The following is a 23,405-nucleotide window of genomic DNA, read 5'->3' on the forward strand; positions in this document are numbered from 1 at the left end:
GTACTGTTTTCAGCTATGGCCTGGTTGTATTTGCAGTGTTTGCTGTGTCGGCCTCCGGAGCAAGCAGCTGCAATAAGCCGGCATCAAACGATTTGCCAGCGGCGAGGTAATCATCAAATCTGGCGAGCACAATGCCTGCAGCAAGTTCATTTTTCTGGCGCCCCAACAGCAGCCGATTTTGCTCCAGGTAAAACGCTGTTGTCACAATAAAATCCACTCGCCTGGCAAACAGCATGCGTTCGATACTGAGTTCATCATTTAACTTAATCCGCTGAATTTGTTTGGAATTAAAACCAAGGGATTGCAGCAGGTCACAATGGGCCGTTTGATCGGCACAGCCAATCAGAATGTTCTCTATTTGCAGCAACTGTGGCAGTGGCAATTGTTGCCATGGGTGTTCACGTAAGCTGTACAAAGCAACTTCCACCGCGCTGTCACGATATAACCAATGATATTGCTGCTCCCGGGCTGGCGTTCGCAGCAATTGAAATATCAACGCATCTGATCGTTTGAGCTGCTCGATTGCCTTTGGCCAGGACACATAATGCAGCCGATAGTTGAATCCGGGCTTGCCAGCCAAATACTGTTTCAGCCTTTGCACTGCAGGTGTTTCAACACCGCTGGTGGTCGGCGCTTCGATGATATCAATGTAAATATGCGCAACCGGTGGCTGAATGTCCTTGGTCTGCGCAGCAAGATTGCCGTGAGCAAGGAGCACAACCCACAGCAACAGCAATCTCCTTCGCATAACGCCTCCGGCTCACTATCTCTCTCACAACCATAAGAGATCAAAGCCTGTTTGTCATGGTCGAGCGGAAAATGCTCTTGGGATCAGGGGATGTCTATCAGACCGGCCAATGTTGAATTGCCGGTAGCTCCGCTCAGCGAAGCATTGGTGGCTTGCTTTTTGCCTTTTCTGTTCTTGCATGTAAATCAAACGGTTGTAGAGGTGCTAAAGAGAAAACTGCCGCTGCAGGTACAAAACTAGGTCTCACCAGAGATATGAGCCAAAGAGGTACATTCTGGCTACCTCAAAAGGTTTTTAACCGATATTGCTGCAATCTACTTTGCGGTTTATCCGGCAAGGTCATTTCTATCAACCCCAAGGCCAGCGCTGGTTGTAAATAGCGGGCGCTAAAGGATTTCCGATCTTTCAGTTGCAATAATTGCTGCAGTTGCTCCCGGCCTTGTGGCCCTTGTTTGAGCAGTGCAACCAGCTGGGCGACTTGGGGGCTGACATGGGGGCTGACTTGGGGGGTAACTTGAGTGCCGACATCGTTTTGCTGCAGGGTACTGAGGATAATCGACAGCATAAACTCGACAAAAGCAGCGGCATCAGTCTTGAGTGTGCTTTGGTTAATCGCTTGATAATACTCGCTTTGGCTCGCGTGAGTCATACTTTCCACCCGCAGTTGTGCCAGCAGTGGCAACCAACGGCTTAAGATGAGCGTTTGCCATAAACGGCCCATCCGGCCATTGCCGTCACTGAACGGGTGAATAAACTCAAATTCATAATGAAAGATGCAACTGGCAATCAGCGGATGCTGTTCAGTACTGTGAAGCCAACCTAATAAAGCGGCCATCAGTTGTGGCACTCTGCTGGCAGGTGGTGCCATATGCACAACTTTACTGCCATTCATCACCCCTACATTGCCGTGCCGATAGTGACCAGCGTCCTCGGCCAACCCCGTCATTAGCAGTTGATGTGCAGCCAGTAAATGGAGCTCATGATCAGGCTGCCAGCGGTCGAATTGCGCGTAGGCTTGTAGCGCATTGCGCCGTTGCGTGCTTCCTGAATTTCTTTCGGTGGTGCAATCACCCTTTTACCTTCGAGAATGGCGGTAATTTGTGCTTCGCTCAGTGTATTTCCTTCAATGGCCAGTGAACCTTGCACAGTGCGGATCTGGTTGATCCGGCGCAGCTTTAACTGACGCTTTTCGTCTTGCACCGATAAACGGTCCAGTTGCAGATTAATCTCTGCAATCAGCCGGATAATGATTGGTGTGATGCTATACCCAAAATCATTGAAGATTCGGGTAGGCGACGAGAGAGCGAAGCCCCAGGAGCATAGTAGTCCTATGTGACTGGGGTGAGTGAGCGAAGGCAACAACCCCGAATCTTCAAGGATGACGGGTATAAACGGCGGAGTGTAGGGAGTGGCCATAACATTCTGCGCGAAGCTTTACTGCATTGCAGCTTATCCCATTCTGGTCGTCATTTTTAAAAATTCTAAAATTGCGGATTTAATATCAAATTTAATCCAATTTAATAAATAGAACGACAGGTCTATAGTAACACCATCGACAGAACGATGACTGTCGAAAAAACCAGAGCAGTCATTCTGAACTTAACAAATTGAAGGTGAATATTATGAGCAAGTCATTGATCAAAAACGTATTAACAACTGAAGCTGGTTTTGGCGCATTAGCACTGCGGGTGCCGGTGGGGATTATTTTCGCGGCGCACGGTGCGCAGAAATTATTTGGCTGGTTTGGTGGATATGGCCTGGAAGGTACCGGTGGTTGGATGGAAAGTATCGGTCTGGCACCGGGTGTGTTGATGGCGCTGTTAGCAGGTTCAGCCGAGTTTTTTGGTGGTCTGGCGTTAGTGCTTGGTTTGTTAACCCGTCCGGCGGCGTTTGCCCTGTCAATTGCGATGCTGGTGGCGATTTTCAGCGTGCATTTTGCCAACGGCCTGTTTATGAGCAACAACGGTTATGAGTTTGGTCTGGCGTTACTCGCGGCGAGCGTGTCGTTGCTGTTCAGCGGTGCCGGTAAAGCTTCGGTCGATGCGCTGATTGTCAAGAAACTGTAACTCAATTTAACAATTTAACAATTTAACAATTTAACAATTTAACAATTTAACAATTTAACAATTTAACAATTTAACAATTTAACAATTTTACCCAAAATCATTGAAGATTCGGGTAGGCAACGAGCGAGTGAGGCCCCAGGAGCATAGCTGTCTATGTGACTGGGGCGAGCGAGCGAAGGCAACAACCCCGTATCTTCAAGGATGAAGGGTAATCAATGCCCGGCGCTAGGCCGGGCTGAGGAAAATAAGATGTTTGAAGTGATCCGATCGAATGAACGTGGTGGTGCCCATTTTGGCTGGTTAAAAAGCAAACACACTTTTTCCTTTGGCGACTATTACAATCCAAAACAAATGGGCTTTTCCGCACTGCGGGTGATTAACGACGACCAGGTTGCGGCCGGTGCCGGTTTTCATACCCATAGCCATAAAAATATGGAAATTATTAGTTATGTGCTGTCGGGTAAGATTGCCCACAAAGATTCAGCCGGCAATGAAGAAGTGTTGCCAGCAGGCGAGTTTCAGTTGATGAGCGCCGGTAAAGGCATTTCGCACAGCGAATTTAATGCCAGCCAGACCGATGATCTGAAGTTTTTACAAATCTGGATCCAGCCGAACCAATTTGACGGTGCGCCTGGTTATCAGCAAAAAGACTTTGGCGAAGCAGTCGGTTTAACCGAAGTCATTACCGCAGATGGCCGCAACGGCACGCTGCAAATGAAGCAGGATGCCAGTTTGTCGCAGTTGATTTTGTTGCCAGAGCAGTTAATTAGCCTGCCAGTTACCACAAATCGCGCTTATTATCTGCATCTGATCCATGGCGAGCTGACGCTGCAGGGGCAAACGCTGCAGGCTGGTGATGGCATCAAATTGGCAGCGCTGGCAGAATTAACGGCTGCGGCTGGTGCCGAGCATGTCAAAGCGCTTTGGTTTGATTTGCCTGGAGTTTGATCTGCCAACTGTTTGATTTGCGCGGGTTTTGATTTTCTGAAATTTAAAGCAAAATTGCGTCAATAGAAGTTTCAAGTGCGGTAAAAGGGAACACAATGAGTCTGGAAATGTGGTTGATGTTAAGCCTGGTGGTGGTGCTCAGTGGCATTTCCAAAGCGGCTTTTGCCGGAGGTCTGGGTTTATTGGCGATGCCACTGATGTTGATGGTGTTTGACCCGCATACCGCACTTGGCGTGTTGTTACCGATTTTACTGATGCTGGATGGCTTTACCCTGCGAAAATATTGGCAGCGCTGGTCGCTGCCTATTTTATTGCAATTGCTGCCAGCCGCTATTGTCGGCATTGTGGTGGCCGCTTTATTGTTAGGTTCGCTTTCAACCCACCAATTGCAGTGGCTGATTGGCGTCGGTTCGGTGTTGTTTGCTTTGCGGTATTTTTTATTGCGCCGGCAAGCAATGCCCTGGCTGGCAAGCCGCGCCGCTGGGGTGGTGATGGGGTTGTTAAGTGGTATCAGTTCCACTTTGTTACATGCCGGTGGCCCGCCGCTGGCGATGCATTTATTAGCCCGCAAGTTGCCCGCAACCGAATATATCGCCACTTCCGCAGTGTTTTTTGCGGTATTAAATCTGGTGAAAGTACCGGCTTTTGTCTGGCAACAGCAACTCACGCTTGAGCTATTGTGGTTGGCGCTGCCATTTTTACCGCTTTGTTATTTATCAATTAAATTGGGTTATTGGCTGAAGCAAAAAGTCAGTGATCAGCATTTTTTACCGGCGGTGCATGGGTTGTTGCTATTAGCGGGTGGCAAGCTGATTTGGCAAGCGATTTAGGCGTTACCCCACAAGTTTAAGGAGTACAGCATGGCACGTTCTACCATCGAACAATGGCGGATGTTTAAAGCCGTTGCCGAGCAAGGCGGTTTTCAGCAAGCGGCTGATGTGATTTATAAAAGTCAGTCCAGCATTCACCATGCGGTGCATAAAATGGAAGAGTTGCTGGGCGTGACTTTGTTCCAGGTCGAAGGTCGCAAAACCATGCTGACTGCCGCTGGCGAGCAATTACTACGCCGGGTCAATTATTTGTTGGCTGAAGCCGAACGGATGGAAAATGTGGCGCTGAACTTAAAATCCGGTGTCGAATCCAGTCTCAACATCGCAGTGGATGAAGCTTTCCCACGCGACAAATTGTTTCAGGTGCTGGCGGCGGTGTCGGCTGAGTATCCGCTGATTCGGATTGAGCTGTTGGAAACTATTCTCACCGGCGCCAACGAATTGCTGCGCCAGGGCAAAGCCGATATTGCGCTATCGCCTTTTACGCTGCCGGATAATTTATCGGAAGATATTTGTCAGGTGGAATTTATTGCGGTGGCCGGGCGCGAACATCCGCTGAATTTACCGCCGCGTGAACTGACGCTGGAAGAACTGAAAACCTGTCGGCAGATTGTGATCCGTGACTCGGCGCTGGAGCAGAAAAAAGACGTTGGTTGGCTGGGTTCAGACCAGCGCTGGACCGTCAGCCATGTCGGCACTTCCATTGAATTGCTGCGCAAAAATCTCGGTTTTGCCTGGTTGCCGCTGAATGCAGTGCAGCCATTTCTGGATGATGGCACATTAATACCGCTGCTATTACCACGTGGCGCCAAACGTTCTGCCACTTTTTATCTGAATTTTAATGATGCCGACACCTTAGGTCCGGTGGCTCGAAGTTTTATTGGCCACTTACGGTTTTTAACTTAATTGGCAGTACTGGATCCTGTATTTTGAGATTGTTTGGGACTATAACCAGTTTATGCAACAAGCCCGACTGTCATCCAGGCACTTGGGCGTGATGTTTTGGAGCAAACGATGACCGATTTAAAACAGGCGGTGGCCACTCAGCTGGCCAATATTGAACAACGGACCGGTAAATCTTTATCGGAATTAACCCAGATCATCAACAATTCGGGTCTGAGCAAACATGGCGAGCTGGTCACCATGCTCAAAACCAGCTTAGGCATGGGCCATGGTGATGCCAATACGCTGGTGCATTCGGTGCGCCAAACCGATGGTCAGTCAGCCGCCGAAGGACTCAGTGATGTTGAAGTGCTGGATGGATTGTACATCGGCGCCAAAGCAGTACTAAGGCCGATCCATGACGCATTACTGCTGGAAATTCAAAAGCTTGGTGAGTTCGAAGCCGCCCCGAAAAAAACTTATGTCAGTTACCGGCGCAATAAACAATTTGTGATGATTGGCCCTGCCACCAATAGCCAACTTGAAGTCGGGCTCAATATTAAACAACTGCCGGAAGATCCCAGGCTGAAAGCCTTACCCGCCGGGCAAATGTGTAATTTTAAAGTCAGATTATCTGACGTCAGCGAAGTAGATGCACAATTGCTGGGGTGGATCAAAGCGGCTTTTTTAGCGGCAGGCTGAGCCGGGAGCAGCGTTCAGCACTGATCCCGTTAGTCTTAACCTTGCAATTGATTTGGAATTACATCCAGCGATCTTTACGACGACGGCTTGGCATAATCACCGGCAAAATTAAGCCCAGTAATAAACCAGCGGCCAGAATGCCGCCGCCAATCACCATTTTATTTTGCGCCAGCGGTGGGTTTTGCTCGGCCAGTTGTTTGGTCAGCGCCACTGTGGTTTGTTTGGCCAGTTCTGCTTCAGCAATGGCCGCGTCACGCGCGGTTTCAGCAGTTGTCACGGCAGCTTGCAAGGTGCTGCGCTCTTGTTCGAACGCGGCGGCAATCATTTCCTGCTGACTGAGTTGCTGTTTTAAACTTTCCAGGCTGGATTTTGGGCTCGCGGTATAAGTGATGTATTCGCCGCTGAGCCAGCCTTCATTGCCAGCGTTGTCGCGAATTTTGATAAAACCATTGGCCGGATTCTGGCCGATATAAGTAACATTTTCGCCAGCGCCTACCGTCGCAATGCTGCGGTATTCATTACCAGGACCAGAGCGCACTGGCGTGCTTAAGGTATCAATTATAAAGGCTGGTTTTTCATTGCTGGTAGGTTTTTCAACCGCTGGGGTTTCAACTGTGGCAACCGGCGTTTGAGCAGGAACTTGCTGGGCATGGACCATGGCGCTGCTGGCAGCGACGGTGAAAAAAACAGTGCTATACACAGCGCGGGAAAAAGCAGAGCGGAACAAATCAGACATATCAGGTTCTCATCCAACCGGAACAGGCGAGTAATGCTTTGGATCATAGGGAGTTGTTAACCGGTTGACAAGCAAAAACACTTGCTGCGTGCCATTGGATGTCCTATGTTGCGCTCTTTAGCTATGATCAACGGCATCGCATCTGCGCAGCACAGGGGCAATTTTCGCATGAGTCTGGAAGTAGAATTAAAACTGTGGGTGACAGCCCCGATGTCAGCGGCACTGCTGCAACAGGTCAGCGACAGTTGGCCGACATTGGCCAAAGAGGTGCAGTCGCAGCCTCCGGTGACGTTACTAAATGCTTATTTTGAAACTGGCTCGCAGTGGTTTCGCCGCCACGACGCGGGGCTGCGTACCCGCTGTAAAAATGGTCAATACCAGCAGACGATTAAACTGGCGGGTCAGCAATTGGGCGCCGCCCATGTGCGGCCGGAATACAATCAGCCTTGTGCTGGCGTTACTCCGCAGCTGGCTGATTTTCCTGTAGAAATTTGGCCAGAAGGCACCGATATCGCCGCTTTGCAGCAGCAACTCCAGGAATTGTTCCGTACCGATTTTGTCCGCCATTGTTGGGTACTAACCTTACAGGACGGTACCACAGTGGAAGCCGTGCTGGATCAGGGCCAGGTTCTGGCAGACGGGCGCAGTCAGCCGCTGCTGGAAATTGAGCTTGAACTTATGACAGGTGATGCGCAGCAGCTGTTTTTGTTGGCGCAGCAGTTGTTGCAATGCTTGCCACTTTGTTTAGGCTTTCAGTCCAAAGCCGAGCGTGGTTATCGGTTAGCGCAGCAACAGCCGTTGCAGTTGGCGCCGGTCGCTGCCGATCCGGCGTTAAGTTTCAGCCTGTTATTACGCCAGTTACAGCAGAATTTATGGTTGCAGCATTTGGCACAGCAGCCTGAGGAACAGCAGCTGCTTGGCGCCGCAATAGCTCAACAGTGGCAGCAGTTGCAGCAGTTGCAGCGATTATTATCGACGCAACCGGATCAACAACTGCAACCGTTATTACAACGTGCCGCCAGTCTCGAACTGACCCAATCCACAGCGCTGTCGTTATGGCTGCTGGATTTTTCCGGTTGGCTGTTAGCGCAACCGGTTGGAGCCGTCTGAAATGAACAGCAATCCTCTGAGATGGCAGGCAAAACCAATTAGCGAACCATTGCAGCAAGCGGTGCAAAGCCAATTATCGTCGCTGCCGCTGGCCGCATTGACGCCCGCACAACTGGCACAAATCGAGCATTTAGTTGCCTGTAGCAGCTTCGCCGGTCGGGTGCTGTTGCAACAACCAGAACTGATGTCAATTCTGTTAGACGCTGAACCAATATCACAACTGCAGCTGACAACTGACGCCACTGAAGCGCAGGTGATGAGCCAGTTGCGGCGGTATCGTAATGCGAGTCTGGTGCAAATTCTGGCCGACGATGTGTTTGCCAGGCAATCGGTAGCACAGTCGCTGAAACGGGTATCGCTGCTGGCCGATGAACTGATTAACGCCGCTTATCACTGGGCCTACGCCGAGCTCGCCAAGCAATGGGGGCAGCCACTGGATGAACAAGGTCAACCGATGCCGCTGCTCATTCTTGGCATGGGTAAACTGGGAGGCGGCGAGCTGAATTTCTCCTCCGACATCGATTTAATTCTGGTGTATCCACAAAATGGTGACACTAGCGGTGGCCGGCGCAGCTCGGAAAATCAGCAGTTTTACACCAGGCTCGGCCAGAAGTTGATTGCGCTGTTGCATCAGGTCACCGCTGATGGCTTTGTCTATCGGGTGGATATGCGGTTGCGGCCTTTTGGCGATAGCGGCCCGCTTGTGCTGAGTTTCGCTGCTTTTGAAGATTATTATCAGGCGCAAGGCCGTGACTGGGAACGTTACGCCATGCTCAAAGCGCGGATTTTAAACCCGCGAGAGCCGTTCGCTCAAGAACTGACCTCGATGCTCAAACCCTTTGTCTATCGGCGTTACATCGATTTTTCCGCCATTGAATCTTTGCGCCGGATGAAACAACTGATCGAGCAGGAAAATCGCCGCCGCAATCGCATCGACAATATTAAACTTGGTGCCGGCGGTATTCGGGAAGTGGAATTTATAGTGCAAACGCTGCAGCTTATTCGCGGCGGCCGTATTCCGCAGTTGCAACAACCGTCGATTTTTCTGGCGTTGCAGGCACTGGCGGACAACGAAATTCTGACCCAAGCCCAGGCGGATGCACTGCTGCAGGATTACCTGATTTTACGCCAGGTCGAACAATCACTGCAGGGCATGGACGATCAACAAACCCAAACCTTACCTGCAGATCCATTGGCGCGGGAACGACTGGTGCTGGCCTGCGCCGCAACCGATTGGGATGATTTATCCCAGCGCATTAATCAGGCGATGGCCCGCGTCCATCAGCAGTTTAAACAAGTGATCGCGCACGAAGACAATGCTGAACCTGAGCAAGTGTTACTGGGACGAATTCTCTGGGACAGCGAGTTGTCGGCAGTTGAACTTGCTGATGAAATCAACTGGTTAGCGGCTGAAGATGCAGTGCAGCTGGTCGAAGCGGTGGTGCAGTTTAAACACGATTGTCAAAAACGCAGTGTTGGCCCGCGTGGGCGGGAATTGCTGGCAAAACTGATCCCGCAACTGTTGCATGATCTTGAACTAGAGCAGGCTGGATCGGCGGTGTTAAGCCGCGTGCTGGTGGTATTCCGGCAAATTGTCAGCCGTACCGCTTATCTCGAATTGTTATTTGAAAACCCCAAAGCCTTGCAGCAACTGGTGAAACTCTGTGGCCGCAGTGGCTGGTTATCGACCCATCTGGCACGGTATCCAATGTTGCTCGATGAGCTGATAGACCCGGAATTATTGTATCAGGTGGCGACAGTCGCCGATTATCGCGACCGCTTACGTTTGCAGCTGTTACGGGTGCCGGAAGATGATTTAGAACTGGTGATGGAAACGCTACGCCAATATAAACAGGCGCAGCAGTTACGGATTGCCGCTGCCGATATCACCGGCATTTTGCCATTGATGAAAGTCAGTGATCACCTGACTTGGCTGGCCGAAGCGGTGATGGAAAAAGTGGTGGATTTAGCCTGGCAGCAAATGGTTGAAAAATATGGGTATCCGGCTGGTCTTGCTGCCGGTTCGCCAAAAAATTTCGCCGTCGTGGCGTACGGCAAACTTGGTGGGTTGGAGCTCGGTTATGGCTCAGACTTAGATTTAGTCTTTTTACATCAATGTGATTCGCTGGCCGATACCAGTGGCGACCGGGCCATTGATTCGCGGCAGTTCTATTTAAAACTGGTACAACGAATTTTGCATTTGTGTACCACCCGCACCGCTAGTGGTGTGCTTTATGACGTCGACACCCGCTTGCGTCCGTCCGGAAATGCCGGTTTGCTCACAGTACATATTGAAACCTATCGGGATTATTTATTGCAAGACGCCTGGACCTGGGAACATCAGGCCTTGGTGCGCACCCGGTTGATTTATGGTGATGCAGTGATTGCCAGGCGTTTTGACGATATTCGCGCTGAAGTGCTGGCTAAGCCCCGCGATTTACCAAAACTGCAAACCGATGTGGTGGAGATGCGGCAAAAGCTGCGGGAACATCATGGTGTTGATAATGCTGAAGTCAAACATGCCAGCGGTGGGGTGGTTGATTTGGAATTTATCAGCCAGTATCTGGTGCTGGCCTATGCCGCGAAGTTTCCGTGCTTGTATCAATACAGCGACAATATCCGCATTCTGGATGCGGCGGTGGTCGCCGGTTTAATGCCATTAGCACAGGCCGCATTATTGCAGCAGGCTTATCGCGATTTACGTGGCGTCAGTCATCGGCTAACACTAGAGCCGGTTGATACCACTGATTTGCCGGATGTCAGCGCGGCGATGCAACAAGTGCAGGCTAGTTGGGCCTTGGTGCTGGAGACCGCGCCGGTGCTTCCGCATTAAGATGCGTGCAATTGCTGTCGAGAAACGGGTTATGTTTGTCGGTGATCACCGCCGCCCGTTCTTTGGGGCACAAAAATACTAAAATCGGTGTTTGGAAGTCTGGTGCGATGGCGGTGGCGATATCACGTAACGTGGCCAGGTAGTCGCCTTCGCTATGGAAATAATGCTTCACCACATAATCCTTGGGGAGCGTCCAAATCAATTCAATGCCTTCACTGCCAGCAAAGCCAGTCATTTGCTCGCGGATTTTACTGCCGGGCTGAAACTTACGTTGGGTGGAATTACCGGTCCAGTTCGGCCCCAGCTCCGGCACTGTGTTGGTGCGGGAGGCCAGGGTTTGGGTTAGTTTGTCGCTGGTGTCTGGTAACTCGACGATAAACTCTTTTGCGACATCTTTGCTGCCATCCAGCGAATAGCGGATTTGTTCATAAAAGTTGGTAAAAGTCTGGGCGGCAGTTTGCGACACCTTGACGGGTGCCTTGCTGGGGCTGCTTTGAAACAGATCCGGACTGAACAACACCACAAATGCGATGATCAATAACACCACGGCTGCTGATAAGTGTTTAACCCAAAACCACATGATGGCAATCCTTTTTTTGCTCGCAGTCGTCATACTAGTCAAAGAACCTGACCCTGCCAACTGCTAATTCACCGACCATCCTGAAGGTTAATAGTAGCTGGCGTCCGATTCTGCCGGGCGGGTTTTAAAACGACGATGTAGCCACATATATTGGCCAGGCGCCTGCAAGACCGCTTGTTCGACAATCTGATTGACCCGCGTAATGTCAGCGACATCATCGCCAGTCGGGAAATTTTTCAGCGCAGGCAAGGCTTGAACCCGATACCCTTTATTACCAGGCAAACTTTGGGTATAGACCGGCACCACACTGCAATTGGCGGCTTTGGCGAATAACGACGTGCCCGTGGTGGAGGCGGTATCCGCGACGGCGAAGAAGGGGACAAACACCGCACGCTTGCGGCCGTAGTCTTGATCCGGCAGGTAAAAACAAATTTCGCCGCCGTTTAAAGCTTCGATTAAGCCTTTCACATCCCGTTTACCAATCATGTATTTATTGCTGCGAATACGGCCGCGGTACATGAAAAATTCCATCAGCGCATTGTTGTGTGGGCGGTAAAAACCAACGCTGGGGTGCGTCAGACCAATCACCCGACCGGCCGCTTCTAAGTGCAGCATGTGGGTCGCCAGCAGTAACACGCCTTTGCCCTGGTCAAGTTCCGCCTGGATATGTTCAAAGCCGTCAAATTGCGCCAGTTTCTTAAAGCGCCAATCCGGCCACCACCAACCAATAATAGTTTCAATCAGTGCACAACCGGTTTGCCGGGCGTTTTCCTGTAGCAGTTGGTCTCGCTCGGCCGTAGTTTTTTCCGGAAAACATAGTTCCAGGTTACGGCTGGCGATTTTGCGGCGGGATTTTAATAACTTAAAGGTTAACAGACCCAAGCCACGACCCAACGCCATCAGCCAGGAATAAGGCAACCAACTCAGTAAATAAGCCAGGCCTAACCCCAGCCACAATAACCAGTAACGTGGATGCAATAACGATAATTGAAATGGCGGAGACTTGATCAAGGCGGGTCCTCAAACTGCAAAAACGGCATTGTAACCGAAATCCCGGCTGAAAACAGGTCACAGCGGAACCTGGTTGAAACCTGACTTTCAGCGCTAATACCCATGAGCAAGTTTTTTTGCGTCTGGTAAGTACTCAGGCTCTTTTCTCACACCCGAATCAGTCTGAATTGTTACGCCATTGAAGAAAAGGTCAACACGCTTTAATCCTGGCATCTGTGGCGAAGTCCGGAAGATCTGTTGGGCTGGGGTAGATCTACGATTTTACCTTGGATCAAGCCGGTTAAAACAACATGTTGGGAGATCCGACGAAAAGCACTCTAATGACTCATCTAAGCTTGTTGAAGAAAAAAGCATGTTTATAGCTATTCTGTCAGCTGTTGTTAACTAAAAAATCTTGACGCGCCGTAGTTTCCATACAGGCTACATTTTCAATGTTACATAACATTTTTATTACCTTTTAAGTTTGATTGCAGCATAAATATCATTTAAATATCAAATAAACGAAAAAAGATCGCCTTTTGGGGATGTTAATTTCAACAGCCACTGAACCCTTCAGTGGACTGCTCTGCGCAGTCATTCACTAACAAAAGGAATGTTGTTTATGTTGAATTTGCTCTCTCTCAGGGCGCACAACCGCAGCCGTCGCTGGTTATCGCTCGCTGTTGTACTCTGGTCTGCAACTCAGTTGTTGCCTGCTGCGGCCAGCAGCGATAAAGCCACTCAACTTGAGGCCAAAAAATTTGCTGCCGGTGAATTGTTACCGCTACGCGCTATTGACAGTGGCATGTTGCCTAATTCCGTCAGCCAGAAAACCGCAGAGCGCCAGCTGCTGGAACTGGCAGCGCCACTGCAACCCAGTCCGGCAGTACGGCCAGCGGATGCTGATCAGTTAGTCCGGCAATCAGTTTCGAGCTCCAGTGTTGATACTGTCATTACTGCGGATCTACAGCAACTGGCCGACAGTCTGAATCGTGATCCACTCGCGATTTACCGGCATTTTATTCAGCAATACACCTTTGAACCTTTTTACACCGGAGCGTTAAAAGGGGCGCAGGAAACTTTTTTCCAAAAAGCCGGTAATGATACCGACTTGGCCAGCGCGCTGATCACCACTTTAAGAGCCGCAGGGATCCAGGCACGTTATGCCACTGCCACAGTCCGGTTTGATCCGACCCAGGTGCCCGACTGGATTGGGACTCAGGATCTGACCAGGGCAGCCAATATACTGGCGACCGCTGGTTATAGCCCGAAGTTGTATCAGGATGCACAAAAAAGCCGGTGGCTTTGGAACTGAAACGGGTCTGGGTCGAATTTTATCAGCCGGCGACCGCCAGCTGGCAGTCGCTGGACCCGAGCTTTAAACCACACAGCCTGAGCCGCGGCAGCAATCTGCATCAGGCTGCCGGCAGTGATCCGGCCGATTTATACCGGGAACTGGACCGCAACGGTCTGTTAAACAACCCGGATATGATTGCCGAACCTAACCTGGATCTGGTCGATACCGTGGTGGACCAGCATATGAGCAGAACTGCCGAATATCTGGCAGGTCAGCCCACCCTGACACCGGCACAAGCGATTAATCCAAGAACAGTGATCGTGACGACGGTCAGTGCACTGCCAACAACGCTGCCATTCACCATTCAGGGAACTGTCAGCCGTTTTGATGAATTAACCGACAGCCAGCGCCAGCATATCCAGGTAGCACTGCCGGGGTTCAGTCATAAAATCAGCCGGCCGGCGGTAGCTGCCAAGCGCTTGACCGTTGACTATGTGGCAGCCACTGCAGCCGATCAAAGCAAAATTGCTGCGGCCGGTGGCATTTTAAACGTGCAGTACAAAGGCGTTAATCTGAAGCCACAATTGCGGCTGGCCGGCACTGTGATTGCCACAGGCTCTGCGGTCAGTGTCGGCAGTTACCAGGTGATGAAAGTCACTTTCTGGCAAGGTGGCTCTAGCAAAGACAGTGTCAGCCATAATGTTACCGCCGGCGGTATTTATGCCATCGCGCTGGATACACAAAAAGTCGGCAGCGAAAAACTGAAACGTTCAGCAGAACTGCTGAATCAGCTGAAAAATACCTATCAGAACAATGTGCTGGATGAAGCTTTTGCCGGCGAGTATTTACATTTTCTCGGCATGTCGTACTTCCGCCAGTTGGATAACGCCATTGATAACATCAGTGCCAGTTCCAATGCTGTGATTTTTCATCAGCTGTCAGAAGCTCTGATCTCTATTGATCTGAGCGCGCGTCCAAATGGTCAGGGTCAGTTCCTGATGTCAGTTGGTCAGCGCGGCATTGATGCACCGCGCAATATCTACAGCCTGTTCAGCGCCAACAATGACAGCAGTTTTAATGCTGCGGCCACGTTATTAACCGTCGGGTACGCTGCTTCTGCACTGGAACATGCGGTGTTTGAAAAAACCGCTGGCTGGCCGTCGGTGTCAACTATGTCATTTTTGCGCTTTGCGGCCAATCACGAAATCCCGATTTACAGTATCACCAAAGCCAATGCCGCCACCGTATTGCCGCAACTGGATTTACCGACTGAGCTGAAAAACAGTCTGCAACAGGCGGTAAACGCCGGCCGGCATGTGATCACACCGCAACGGCAGCTGAAAGTCGGTAAATGGCTGGGGCTGGGGTACATCGTTCTGGATCCGACCACGGGTGCGGCCGGTTTTATGATCAATGGCGGTCAGGCCGGTGGCCGGCAAAACTTTACCCCGATGGATTTACCGACAACCAACCGCAACTTGCTGCAGGATGTCGGTTATGCCATCAGTGCGATTGCGAATGGTGTGCTGTACGGCGAGTTTGATAAAACTGCTTATGACACATCTTACGCCAGTAACCTCAGTCAGGGTGCTGCCTTTGTCTCTGATTTGTTAGTGGTGGGCGACCTTCGCAATATCGGCATCACTATGTGGGATTACACCTTTAACAATGGCAGTGGCAGCAGTGTGGCATTAGCCGCCGCCGGCATTGTTCCGATTTTTGATGTTAGTAAAAAAGGCTACAAAATTGCCAGTTCCTATTTTGACAATATTGGCCAGTCCACCAGCAAACAGTTGTATGACAATTTAGGCCCTGACAGCAATAAAGCGCTCGCCAATCTGTTTAAACAAAGTGACAATCTCAGCAGCAATAGTACCAAACTGGGCGGTCAGTTTAATGCAGTGGCCACAACAGCCAGCCGTAATGGGTTGAATTTTAACAATATTGCGGTTCAGGATGGTCAGGCTTATTTACGCCATCTCGGTATTCCGACGGGTCAGCTTGATACCCCGACCAAAGCTTTGTTAGGTGAAAAAGCTGCGATAGACTACAGCACCAGACAGCGTGGCATGAGCTGTTATTTCTGTAATGGCACGCCCAACCAGCATGGTATTGACAGTATTTTCAAAGATGCCCAAGGCAATTTTGTCATTACTGAATCCAAGTTTATCGGCACCGGCAGTAATTTCGGCGTGGGGTCATTAGCTGGTTCCGGCGCCAATAAACAGATGACGGATACCTGGTTGTTTGGCCAAAACTTAGACGCTGGAATGGATAGCGCCTTGTTTCGCACCCCGGGGATGACTACACAACAAAAGAGCGAACTTTGGACAACTTTTAAAAATGGTAATGTGCGCAAGCAAGTTGTGGTAGTGACCGATCAACACCGTGGGATTGGTGTCACCGACAAATTAAGCAAGCACCCAGAATTTGCCGGTACAACTGCAAAATCCAAGCTAGATCATATCGTGATTATTGAATTACCGATTAAACCGTAATACTGCACAGCGGCTGCCTCGCAGCCGCGTTTTTGCCTATGTGAGAAAGGGATATTTATGCAAAACACTATTTCGATACAGGACGAGTTTAGCTACAGGCTCAAGTGCGCTGAGTTATATCTGGACTACGATCCCGCAACTGCAGTGCCAGATGCCAGATTTTTTGCCTGGATGAGCGACTCCAACCTGCGGCTGAACAAATCTTATTTGCTCAATATACTACAACGGCCAGCTGAAGCAGGGCAGCAGCGCCAGCAGGCTTTCCCGGCAGCCCGCATGGCGGTAGGTTATGCCAATGAGCTGGAATATTATCCTGGTTTGTTGAATTGTTTTAAGCACGCTTTGTTGTCCGGTAATGCGGCTGAAGCCAGCAGTTGGGCAGACGTTATCAGCAAGAGTACCCAGCCGGTTATTATCGAAAATTATTTGTTTTATGTGCCATTTTACCGTGCACTGGCGGCATTATGGCTCGGGCAGCCGATTGCTTGGTCAACACTGCAAGCGCCGTTAGAAAAAATACAACTGTATAAAAAAACCTATTACCCGGCAGGAACTGTCGCGGCATTACAGGCGATTGAGCAGGGAGACTGCAATGCTGCTGCCATTGCAATGGACGAGATACTGCAATGGCACTATCAAAAAGCCCGTAAAGTGGGCAGCTATTTATATAACGGCCATGAAGGCTTTATCTGCCAAAGTGTTACTTTGCTACTGATTTGCGCTTTATGGCGCGGCCTTTCGATCAAACCCTTATTGCAACATAACCAACAGCAGCTAAAACTGATGCCGCACGATTTAATGCACCGGCCGGAACTGGCACCCGGTTGCCGTTTTGTGCTGCCTGTTGATTTTGTGCCGGACTACCTGCTGAGTGCCTGGCAAAAGTAGCGGCTGGCGGAGTGAACAGGGGCACACTCCACAAAAATAAGATGAAATGCAATCTGGTGCGGGCTTTTTTGGGCATAGCCGCAGAGCCGATCTCCACCTTCATCGAAGGTTGCTTTAAATTGACAATAAAAAAGGCCCGGCGCACCGGACCTTGTTAACTTTAAACGCTTTTAGCTAAAACGCTTTTAAATTTATGCACCTAACGAGCGATTCACAACATCCAGATCCGCTTCAGTCAAAGTGCCGGCAGCCTGTTTCAGCGATAATACCGCAAGGATATAGTCGTAACGGGCTTTGGTCAGATTGCGGCGGGCATTAAACAGGTTCTGGGTACTGATCAGCACGTCGACGATGGTCCGGGTGCCGACTTCAAAACCAGCTTCAGTGGCTTTTAACGCACTTTCTGCCGAAATGACTGCTTGTTCCAGTGCTTTAATACCGGCAATGGCTGCACCAACGTTGTTATAGAAGCTGCGGGTTTGACGCAACACACTGCGGTGCCCCAGTTCTAAATCTTCGCTGGTCGCCACATAGTTGGCACGACGCACGTCCTGATTGGCCGAAGTCGCACCGCCAGAGTAAATTGGCACGTTTACCGACACGCCAATCGAATCGCTATTCGCCTGGAAGTCATTGCGGCTGTCATTCAACACTTTTGTCGCGTTTAAACCGACTGTCGGGTAGTGACCGGCATCGGCGACATCAATATCGTTCTGGGCAATTTCAACTGCCAGTTTGCGCACTTTTAAATCGAGATTGTTTTCTTCAGCCAGCGCCACCCAATCAGCGGCAGCCGTTGGTTGTGGTGCAATCGGTGTGAAGTTAGCAGTATTTAACGGCGCCAGTTTTGAATGGTATTCACCGGTAATTTCCTGCAATGCTTCTTTGGCATTTTCCAGCGCATTGGTGGTCGCGATTTCGCGAGCGACCACGCTGTCATATTGCGCCTGGGCTTCATGCACGTCAGTAATGGCGGTTAAACCCACGGCAAAACGTTGTTTGGTTTGTTCCAGCTGACGTTCAACGGCACGCTTTTCAGCCACGACAAACGTTAAATCGTCATCAGCACTCAATACATTAAAATAAGCAGTGGAAACCCGTACGATCAGTGCTTGCAACGTCGCGTTGTAGCTGGTTTGGCTTTGCAGTGCTTGTTTTTCGGCAGTGGATAAATTTGACCAGTCAGCCCAGTTAAAAATGGTTTGTTGCAGCGAAATGGAGTTGGAATAACTGGTTTCCAGTGGCGAAGTCACCCCAGCAACTTTAGCACGGCCTTTTTTAATGCCGCTTTCAAAACCGATGGTCGGCAGAAAGCTGGCTTTGCTGATGTCAATGGCCGCTTTGGCCGCATCACTTTGTGCCGCAGCACGTAACACCAGAGGGTCTTTTTTTAATGCGAGTTGATAAACGTTTTGCAGATTTTCGGCACTGACTTGCAGACTTAACAGGCCGACGGCCGCGCAGACCAGTGAATGTAATAAGGTTTTCTTCATAACCCAATCCTATGGAATAACTAAAGTGAACGAATAATATCGTGTTAGCGTACACTAAGTCACAACTAATGCGTAAAAGTTGTTCGGGCAAGTGTAACAGAATGTGAGTCGTACCCTTCGTACTTGAAGCTGCAGTTTTGTTGGCTTCCTTCACTCACCCCAATCACATAGAACAGCTATGTTCATGGGGATTCGTTCACTCGCCGCCGCACTGCAACTTCAATTACTTTGGGTACATTATGTCTGAAATCAACGGGATCGAGTATCCCACTTTCCAGCAAGATGATGTTGAAATCCTCGGTCAACGCACCGTTTTTCAGGGTTTTTTCCGGATCAACGAATATAAAATGCGTCATCGGCTGTTTGCGGGCGGGTGGAGTGAGGTGGTCACCCGTGAAATGTTCGAACGGGGTCATGCGGTGGTGGTGTTACCTTATGATGTGAACTCTGATCAATTGGTGTTGGTCGAACAAATCCGGCTGGGGGCTAAGGATAGCAGTCAAAGCCCCTGGTTGCTGGAAGCGGTCGCAGGCATGATCGGCAAAGATGATGCCGGTCTGGATGAAGATTGTGAGCAGGTGGCCAGACGCGAAGCATTGGAAGAAGCGGGTTTAACCCTGGGCCGGTTAGCGCCGATGCTAAGTTATTTATCCAGCCCCGGCGGCACTACGGAGCGGATCCATTTGTTTTTAGGTGAATTAATTGCACCGGTGAAGCCCGGAATTTTTGGGTTACCGGAAGAGCATGAAGATATCCGGGTGCATTTGGTAAGCCGTGGCGAAGCGATGCAGTTATTGGCCGATGGTAAAATTGACAATGCCGCGACAGTGATTGCACTACAATGGTTGGAATTACATCACGCAAAAATTTGTGCTGCCTGGGAGTAACTTTCAGCCATGACGTTGTTGGCCAAAAAACGTAGTTACAAGCCATATGTGCCGGACTTCCTCACGCTTTGTGAACGGAATTACGCCCAGCTGCGATTCTTTTTACCCGGAGCTGCTGCGGCCCACAGTGACATTGCCGCGAAAATGACGGCCGGAGCCAGCAAAGTCATTCAAATCAACGAATACGAAGGCTATCGCATCAAACTGCTGGAGCTTTGTAAATTCACCACCACTATCAAAATTGAACATGTCAGTGACACCGCATTAGGCTGGCTGCGGCCGCAATTTGAAGTGCGGTTGTATCACGATGCCCGCCTGGCTGAAGTGGTGTCTTGTCAGCAGGTCAGGCGTTTTAAAGCGGTCTACGATTACCCCAATCTTGAAATGATGCAGCCGGATGAAAAACGGCAAATTAACTTGCTGCTGCGCGACTGGTTAATGTTGTGCCAGCGTCAGGGTTACCACAGTGTGGAGAGTTTAAGTTAGTGTCTGCCCCTTATCTTTTTGCCACGAAAGCTCATTACCGTTTGTTACAACTCACTGACTGCCATCTGCTCGCTGATCCACAAGCTGACTATCAGCAGATCAAGCCTTATCAGCATCTGGCCGCGTTACTTGGCGCTTTGAAAACCCAGGCGTTTGACGCTTTGCTGTTGACCGGCGATTTAACCCAGGATCACAGTCTGGCGTCTTATCAGCTGTTGGCTGATTTACTGAAAGACTGGCCATCACCGGTGTTTTATCTGCCGGGCAATCACGATGAGCCAGATTTGATGGCGCAAGCGTTCGCCAAACCTCCGTTTGTCGCGGCCACAGAAGTCACCGCCAACGGCTGGACATGGTTATTACTGAATACCAAAGGCGCAACGCCAGCCGGAGAATTTGATCAACCAAGGCTGCTTGAACTGGCAACGACACTGCAAAACACCCGGACGCCGGTTTGGTTATTCTGTCATCATCATCCACTGCCGATTGGCGCGGCAATTGACCGGCACGGTCTGCAGCACCCTGAAGCATTACTGAGTTTATTAACAGAACATCCGCAGGTGAAAGGGCTGGCGCACGGCCATTGCCATTCTGCTTACCAGGCCACTCATCAGATAGGCTATCAAGCAGGCCATCCGGCGGGTTTGACGATTGTCGGTTGTCCGGCGACTTCAGTGCAGTTTACACTGAGCGCTGATTGGCAAACTGAAGATCAGGGGCCACAGGGGTGTGTCTGGAATTTTGCTGCCGATGGCAGCGTGCATTGGGAGTTTATCCGGCTTTGACTGCAAAATTAGTGCTGTATCTGCATGGCTTTGCCAGCTCGTCGCAATCTGAAAAAGCGCTGTTGACGGCTGAATATTTTCAGCAGCATCTGCCGCAACATCAGTTGTTGCTACCTGATTTACCTTATACCCCGCTTGAAGCGGTACAGTGTATTGTTGACGTGCTGCAAGGGCGTATTCCCGATGCAGTGATCGGCAGCTCCTTGGGTGGTTTTCTGGCGACCCGGTTGGCGCAGCAGTTCCAATGTAAAGCCGTGCTGATTAATCCGGCGGTGCAACCACATTTGTTACTACAGCAGCATCTAGGGCGATATTTTCACCCGGTGTTGCAGCGCCATTATGACGTTAGCGCTGAACATCTGCCGCAATTAGCTCGGTTAGCGCCTGAAAAACCTGCTGCACATTCACTAATTAAAGTGCTGCTACAGACCGGCGATGAAGTGCTGGATTATCGCGAAGCGCTCGATTTTTATCAGCATTGTCAGCTAGATGTACAAGAAGGCGGCGATCACAGCTATCAGGGCTATGCCAATCGGTTGCCGGATATTGTCAAATTCTGCCAATTAGCGTAAAACACTGGTGATCAATACAGTGACTTTGCATCGCCCTAACCTTTGTCGGGGTGGAATGCCCATAGCACCCAGAGTAAAACCATGACTGAACAACTTTATAATGCCGATTCGATTGAGGTACTGACCGGTCTTGAGCCGGTGCAGCGCCGTCCCGGAATGTATACCGATACCACCCGCCCGAACCATATGGGGCAGGAAGTCATCGATAACAGCGTCGATGAAGCTTTGGCCGGTCATGCTGATCAAATTCAGGTGATTTTGCACCCGGACCAGTCGCTGGAAGTCATTGATAACGGCCGCGGCATGCCGGTCGATATTCACCCGGAAGAAGGCGTCAGTGGCGTCGAGCTGATTTTATGCCGCCTGCACGCCGGTGGTAAATTCTCCAATAAAAATTATCAGTTCTCCGGTGGTTTACACGGGGTTGGTATTTCAGTGGTCAACGCCTTATCGACAAGGGTTGATGTGGCAGTGCGTCGTGATGGCAATGTTTATGAAATGGCGTTTGAACACGGATTCAAAGTGTCAGAACTGGCCATTACCGGGACTGTCGGCAAGCGCAATACCGGTACCCGTGTGCGGTTTTGGCCGGATCCTAAGTATTTTGATTCCAATAAATTTTCAGTCAGCCGCTTGTTGCATGTGCTCAAAGCTAAAGCGGTATTGTGCCCCGGCCTGACGGTGAAGTTCGAAGATAAAGTTAACGATCAGAGCTACAGCTGGTGTTATATCGCCGGTATTCGTGATTATTTAATTGATGCGGTCAAAGACATGGTCGCGCTGCCGGAAACACCTTTTACCGGTAGTTTTGCCGCCAGCCACGAAGCGGTGGAGTGGGCGGTGTTATGGTTGCCGGAAGGCGGCGAGCTGGTTACCGAAAGTTATGTCAACTTGATCCCAACTGCGCAAGGCGGCACCCATACCAACGGTTTACGCCAGGGGTTGCTGGAAGCACTGCGCGATTTTTGTGAGTTTCGGAACTTATTACCGCGTGGCATTAAATTAACGCCGGAAGATGTCTGGGATCGCTGCAGTTATATTTTGTCGTTAAAAATGCAGGAGCCGCAATTTGCCGGCCAGACCAAAGAGCGGTTATCGAGCCGTCAGGCGGCGTCTTTTGTCACTGGCGTGGTCAAAGACAGTTTCAGTTTGTGGCTGAATGAGCACACTGAAATTGCCGAAATGCTGGCGGAATTTTGCATTAACAATGCGCAAAAACGCTTAAAAGCCGCCAAAAAAATCGTCCGTAAAAAAGTCACGGCCGGGCCTGCGTTGCCGGGTAAATTAGCCGACTGCAGCGCGCAGGATGTGAACCGCACTGAATTGTTTTTAGTCGAAGGGGATTCCGCTGGTGGTTCCGCTAAACAAGCGCGGGATCGCGAATTTCAGGCGGTGATGCCACTGCGCGGGAAAATTCTGAATACCTGGGAAGTCGATTCCGAACAAATTCTCGGCTCGCAGGAAGTGCATGATATTTCGGTGGCGATTGGTATGGATCCAAACTCGGCGGATTTAACTCAGCTGCGCTACGGAAAAATTTGTATCCTGGCGGATGCCGATTCCGATGGTTTGCATATCGCCACCTTGCTCTGTGCGCTATTTATGCAACATTTCCGTAGTCTGGTTGATGCCGGTCATGTTTATGTCGCGATGCCGCCGTTGTATCGGATTGATATTGGTAAAGATGTGTATTACGCGCTGGATGAAGAAGAGAAAAACGGCGTGTTAGACCGGCTGGAAGCTGAGAAAAAACGTGGCAAAATTAACGTGCAGCGGTTTAAAGGTCTGGGTGAAATGAATCCATTGCAGCTGCGCGAAACCACCATGGATCCCAATACCCGTCGTCTGGTGCAACTGACCATTGATGACGTGCAGCAAACGATGGAAATGATGGACATGTTACTGGCGAAAAAGCGCGCCAATGATCGGCGTGACTGGCTGGAAATGAAAGGCGACCGCGCGGTCATTGCCTAATGATGTAAACACCATAATTTGACATATCGAAACCATATGGTGACATTTAATAAAACCATAACTTGACATATTCTGTTTGTGAGATATAACTCAAGACTGA

At 50.2% G+C, this 23,405-nt stretch carries 22 protein-coding genes; 15 read left to right on the forward strand and 7 right to left on the reverse strand.

From position 1 onward, the window contains the following. Nucleotides 1-13 precede the first annotated feature (13 nt). From EOE67_RS18045 to EOE67_RS20880, 3 genes are all read right to left on the reverse strand, one after another. Nucleotides 14-748, reverse strand: coding sequence for a hypothetical protein (locus EOE67_RS18045; protein ID WP_127700727.1), 735 nt, complete (start codon nucleotides 746-748; stop codon nucleotides 14-16). 283 nt (nucleotides 749-1,031) lie between these two features. Beyond that, complete coding sequence (locus EOE67_RS20875) at nucleotides 1,032-1,694, reverse strand: Fic family protein (RefSeq protein ID WP_240652872.1); 663 nt, start codon at nucleotides 1,692-1,694, stop codon at nucleotides 1,032-1,034. After that, a complete protein-coding gene (locus EOE67_RS20880) occupies nucleotides 1,694-2,164 on the reverse strand; it encodes a Fic family protein (RefSeq protein WP_240652873.1) in 471 nt (156 codons plus the stop codon). Before EOE67_RS20880 ends, EOE67_RS20875 begins: the two co-directional genes overlap by 1 nt. A gap of 206 nt (nucleotides 2,165-2,370) precedes the next feature. Between EOE67_RS20880 and EOE67_RS18055 the strand changes: the two genes are divergently transcribed. The 5 genes from EOE67_RS18055 to EOE67_RS18075 all read left to right on the forward strand — a co-directional run bounded on the left by EOE67_RS18055 (nucleotide 2,371) and on the right by EOE67_RS18075 (nucleotide 6,176). Next, on the forward strand, nucleotides 2,371-2,814 hold the full coding sequence (locus tag EOE67_RS18055; protein ID WP_127700728.1) for a DoxX family protein: 444 nt from the start codon (nucleotides 2,371-2,373) through the stop codon (nucleotides 2,812-2,814). A gap of 249 nt (nucleotides 2,815-3,063) precedes the next feature. Beyond that, on the forward strand, nucleotides 3,064-3,762 hold the full coding sequence (locus EOE67_RS18060) for a pirin family protein (protein WP_127700729.1): 699 nt from the start codon (nucleotides 3,064-3,066) through the stop codon (nucleotides 3,760-3,762). 95 nt (nucleotides 3,763-3,857) lie between these two features. Beyond that, the gene (locus tag EOE67_RS18065) at nucleotides 3,858-4,592 is read left to right on the forward strand and encodes a sulfite exporter TauE/SafE family protein (RefSeq protein WP_127700730.1); all 735 of its coding nucleotides are present in this window, start codon (nucleotides 3,858-3,860) and stop codon (nucleotides 4,590-4,592) included. Between the two features lie 30 nt (nucleotides 4,593-4,622). Then, nucleotides 4,623-5,498 carry a LysR family transcriptional regulator gene (locus EOE67_RS18070; RefSeq protein WP_127700731.1) on the forward strand — a complete coding sequence of 292 codons (876 nt, stop codon included), beginning with the start codon at nucleotides 4,623-4,625 and terminating at the stop codon, nucleotides 5,496-5,498. Between the two features lie 108 nt (nucleotides 5,499-5,606). Further along, a complete protein-coding gene (locus EOE67_RS18075) occupies nucleotides 5,607-6,176 on the forward strand; it encodes a DUF4287 domain-containing protein (protein ID WP_127700732.1) in 570 nt (189 codons plus the stop codon). A 58-nt stretch (nucleotides 6,177-6,234) separates the two neighbouring features. Here the strand turns inward: EOE67_RS18075 and EOE67_RS18080 are convergent, their stop codons facing one another. Next, nucleotides 6,235-6,912, reverse strand: coding sequence for a TIGR04211 family SH3 domain-containing protein (locus tag EOE67_RS18080; RefSeq protein WP_127700733.1), 678 nt, complete (start codon nucleotides 6,910-6,912; stop codon nucleotides 6,235-6,237). 168 nt (nucleotides 6,913-7,080) lie between these two features. On the opposite strand from EOE67_RS18080, the gene EOE67_RS18085 reads away from it, so the two are divergent. Then, nucleotides 7,081-8,022, forward strand: a complete 942-nt coding sequence (locus tag EOE67_RS18085) for a CYTH domain-containing protein (RefSeq protein ID WP_164852428.1) — start codon at nucleotides 7,081-7,083, stop codon at nucleotides 8,020-8,022. A 1-nt stretch (nucleotide 8,023) separates the two neighbouring features. Further along, nucleotides 8,024-10,855: a bifunctional [glutamate--ammonia ligase]-adenylyl-L-tyrosine phosphorylase/[glutamate--ammonia-ligase] adenylyltransferase gene (glnE, locus tag EOE67_RS18090; protein ID WP_127700735.1), complete on the forward strand. Its 2,832-nt coding sequence runs from the start codon at nucleotides 8,024-8,026 to the stop codon at nucleotides 10,853-10,855. Here glnE and EOE67_RS18095 read toward each other — a convergent pair. Next, nucleotides 10,809-11,435 (reverse strand): TcpQ domain-containing protein, encoded by a 627-nt coding sequence (locus EOE67_RS18095; RefSeq protein ID WP_164852429.1) that lies wholly within the window; start codon nucleotides 11,433-11,435, stop codon nucleotides 10,809-10,811. The two genes, glnE and EOE67_RS18095, sit on opposite strands and share 47 nt — an antisense overlap. A gap of 87 nt (nucleotides 11,436-11,522) precedes the next feature. Beyond that, nucleotides 11,523-12,446, reverse strand: a complete 924-nt coding sequence (lpxL, locus tag EOE67_RS18100) for an LpxL/LpxP family Kdo(2)-lipid IV(A) lauroyl/palmitoleoyl acyltransferase (protein WP_127700737.1) — start codon at nucleotides 12,444-12,446, stop codon at nucleotides 11,523-11,525. A gap of 601 nt (nucleotides 12,447-13,047) precedes the next feature. Here lpxL and EOE67_RS18105 point away from each other — a divergent pair. From EOE67_RS18105 to EOE67_RS18115, 3 genes are read left to right on the forward strand one after another with little or no spacing between them, the layout of a single operon-like run. Continuing rightward, nucleotides 13,048-13,740: a transglutaminase-like domain-containing protein gene (locus EOE67_RS18105; protein WP_164852430.1), complete on the forward strand. Its 693-nt coding sequence runs from the start codon at nucleotides 13,048-13,050 to the stop codon at nucleotides 13,738-13,740. Next, nucleotides 13,725-16,220, forward strand: coding sequence for a hypothetical protein (locus EOE67_RS18110; RefSeq protein WP_127700739.1), 2,496 nt, complete (start codon nucleotides 13,725-13,727; stop codon nucleotides 16,218-16,220). Before EOE67_RS18105 ends, EOE67_RS18110 begins: the two co-directional genes overlap by 16 nt. Before the next feature lie 57 nt (nucleotides 16,221-16,277). After that, a complete protein-coding gene (locus tag EOE67_RS18115; RefSeq protein ID WP_127700740.1) occupies nucleotides 16,278-17,108 on the forward strand; it encodes a hypothetical protein in 831 nt (276 codons plus the stop codon). Between the two features lie 191 nt (nucleotides 17,109-17,299). Here the strand turns inward: EOE67_RS18115 and tolC are convergent, their stop codons facing one another. Further along, complete coding sequence (gene tolC, locus EOE67_RS18120) at nucleotides 17,300-18,601, reverse strand: outer membrane channel protein TolC (RefSeq protein WP_127700741.1); 1,302 nt, start codon at nucleotides 18,599-18,601, stop codon at nucleotides 17,300-17,302. Between the two features lie 239 nt (nucleotides 18,602-18,840). Between tolC and nudF the strand changes: the two genes are divergently transcribed. The 5 genes from nudF to parE all read left to right on the forward strand — a co-directional run bounded on the left by nudF (nucleotide 18,841) and on the right by parE (nucleotide 23,305). Then, nucleotides 18,841-19,488: an ADP-ribose diphosphatase gene (gene nudF / locus EOE67_RS18125; protein ID WP_127700742.1), complete on the forward strand. Its 648-nt coding sequence runs from the start codon at nucleotides 18,841-18,843 to the stop codon at nucleotides 19,486-19,488. 9 nt (nucleotides 19,489-19,497) lie between these two features. Beyond that, entirely contained in the window at nucleotides 19,498-19,974 is a 477-nt protein-coding gene (locus tag EOE67_RS18130; RefSeq protein WP_127700743.1) for a DUF1249 domain-containing protein, read from the forward strand. After that, entirely contained in the window at nucleotides 19,974-20,759 is a 786-nt protein-coding gene (locus EOE67_RS18135) for a metallophosphoesterase (RefSeq protein WP_127700744.1), read from the forward strand. Before EOE67_RS18130 ends, EOE67_RS18135 begins: the two co-directional genes overlap by 1 nt. Beyond that, nucleotides 20,756-21,331 (forward strand): YqiA/YcfP family alpha/beta fold hydrolase, encoded by a 576-nt coding sequence (locus tag EOE67_RS18140; RefSeq protein WP_127700745.1) that lies wholly within the window; start codon nucleotides 20,756-20,758, stop codon nucleotides 21,329-21,331. Before EOE67_RS18135 ends, EOE67_RS18140 begins: the two co-directional genes overlap by 4 nt. 81 nt (nucleotides 21,332-21,412) lie before the next feature. Further along, a complete protein-coding gene (parE, locus tag EOE67_RS18145; protein WP_127700746.1) occupies nucleotides 21,413-23,305 on the forward strand; it encodes a DNA topoisomerase IV subunit B in 1,893 nt (630 codons plus the stop codon). Nucleotides 23,306-23,405: the final 100 nt, after the last annotated feature.

It is taken from the genome of Rheinheimera riviphila (genome assembly GCF_004005945.1).
Taxonomy (GTDB): Bacteria; Pseudomonadota; Gammaproteobacteria; order Enterobacterales; family Alteromonadaceae; genus Pararheinheimera; species Pararheinheimera riviphila.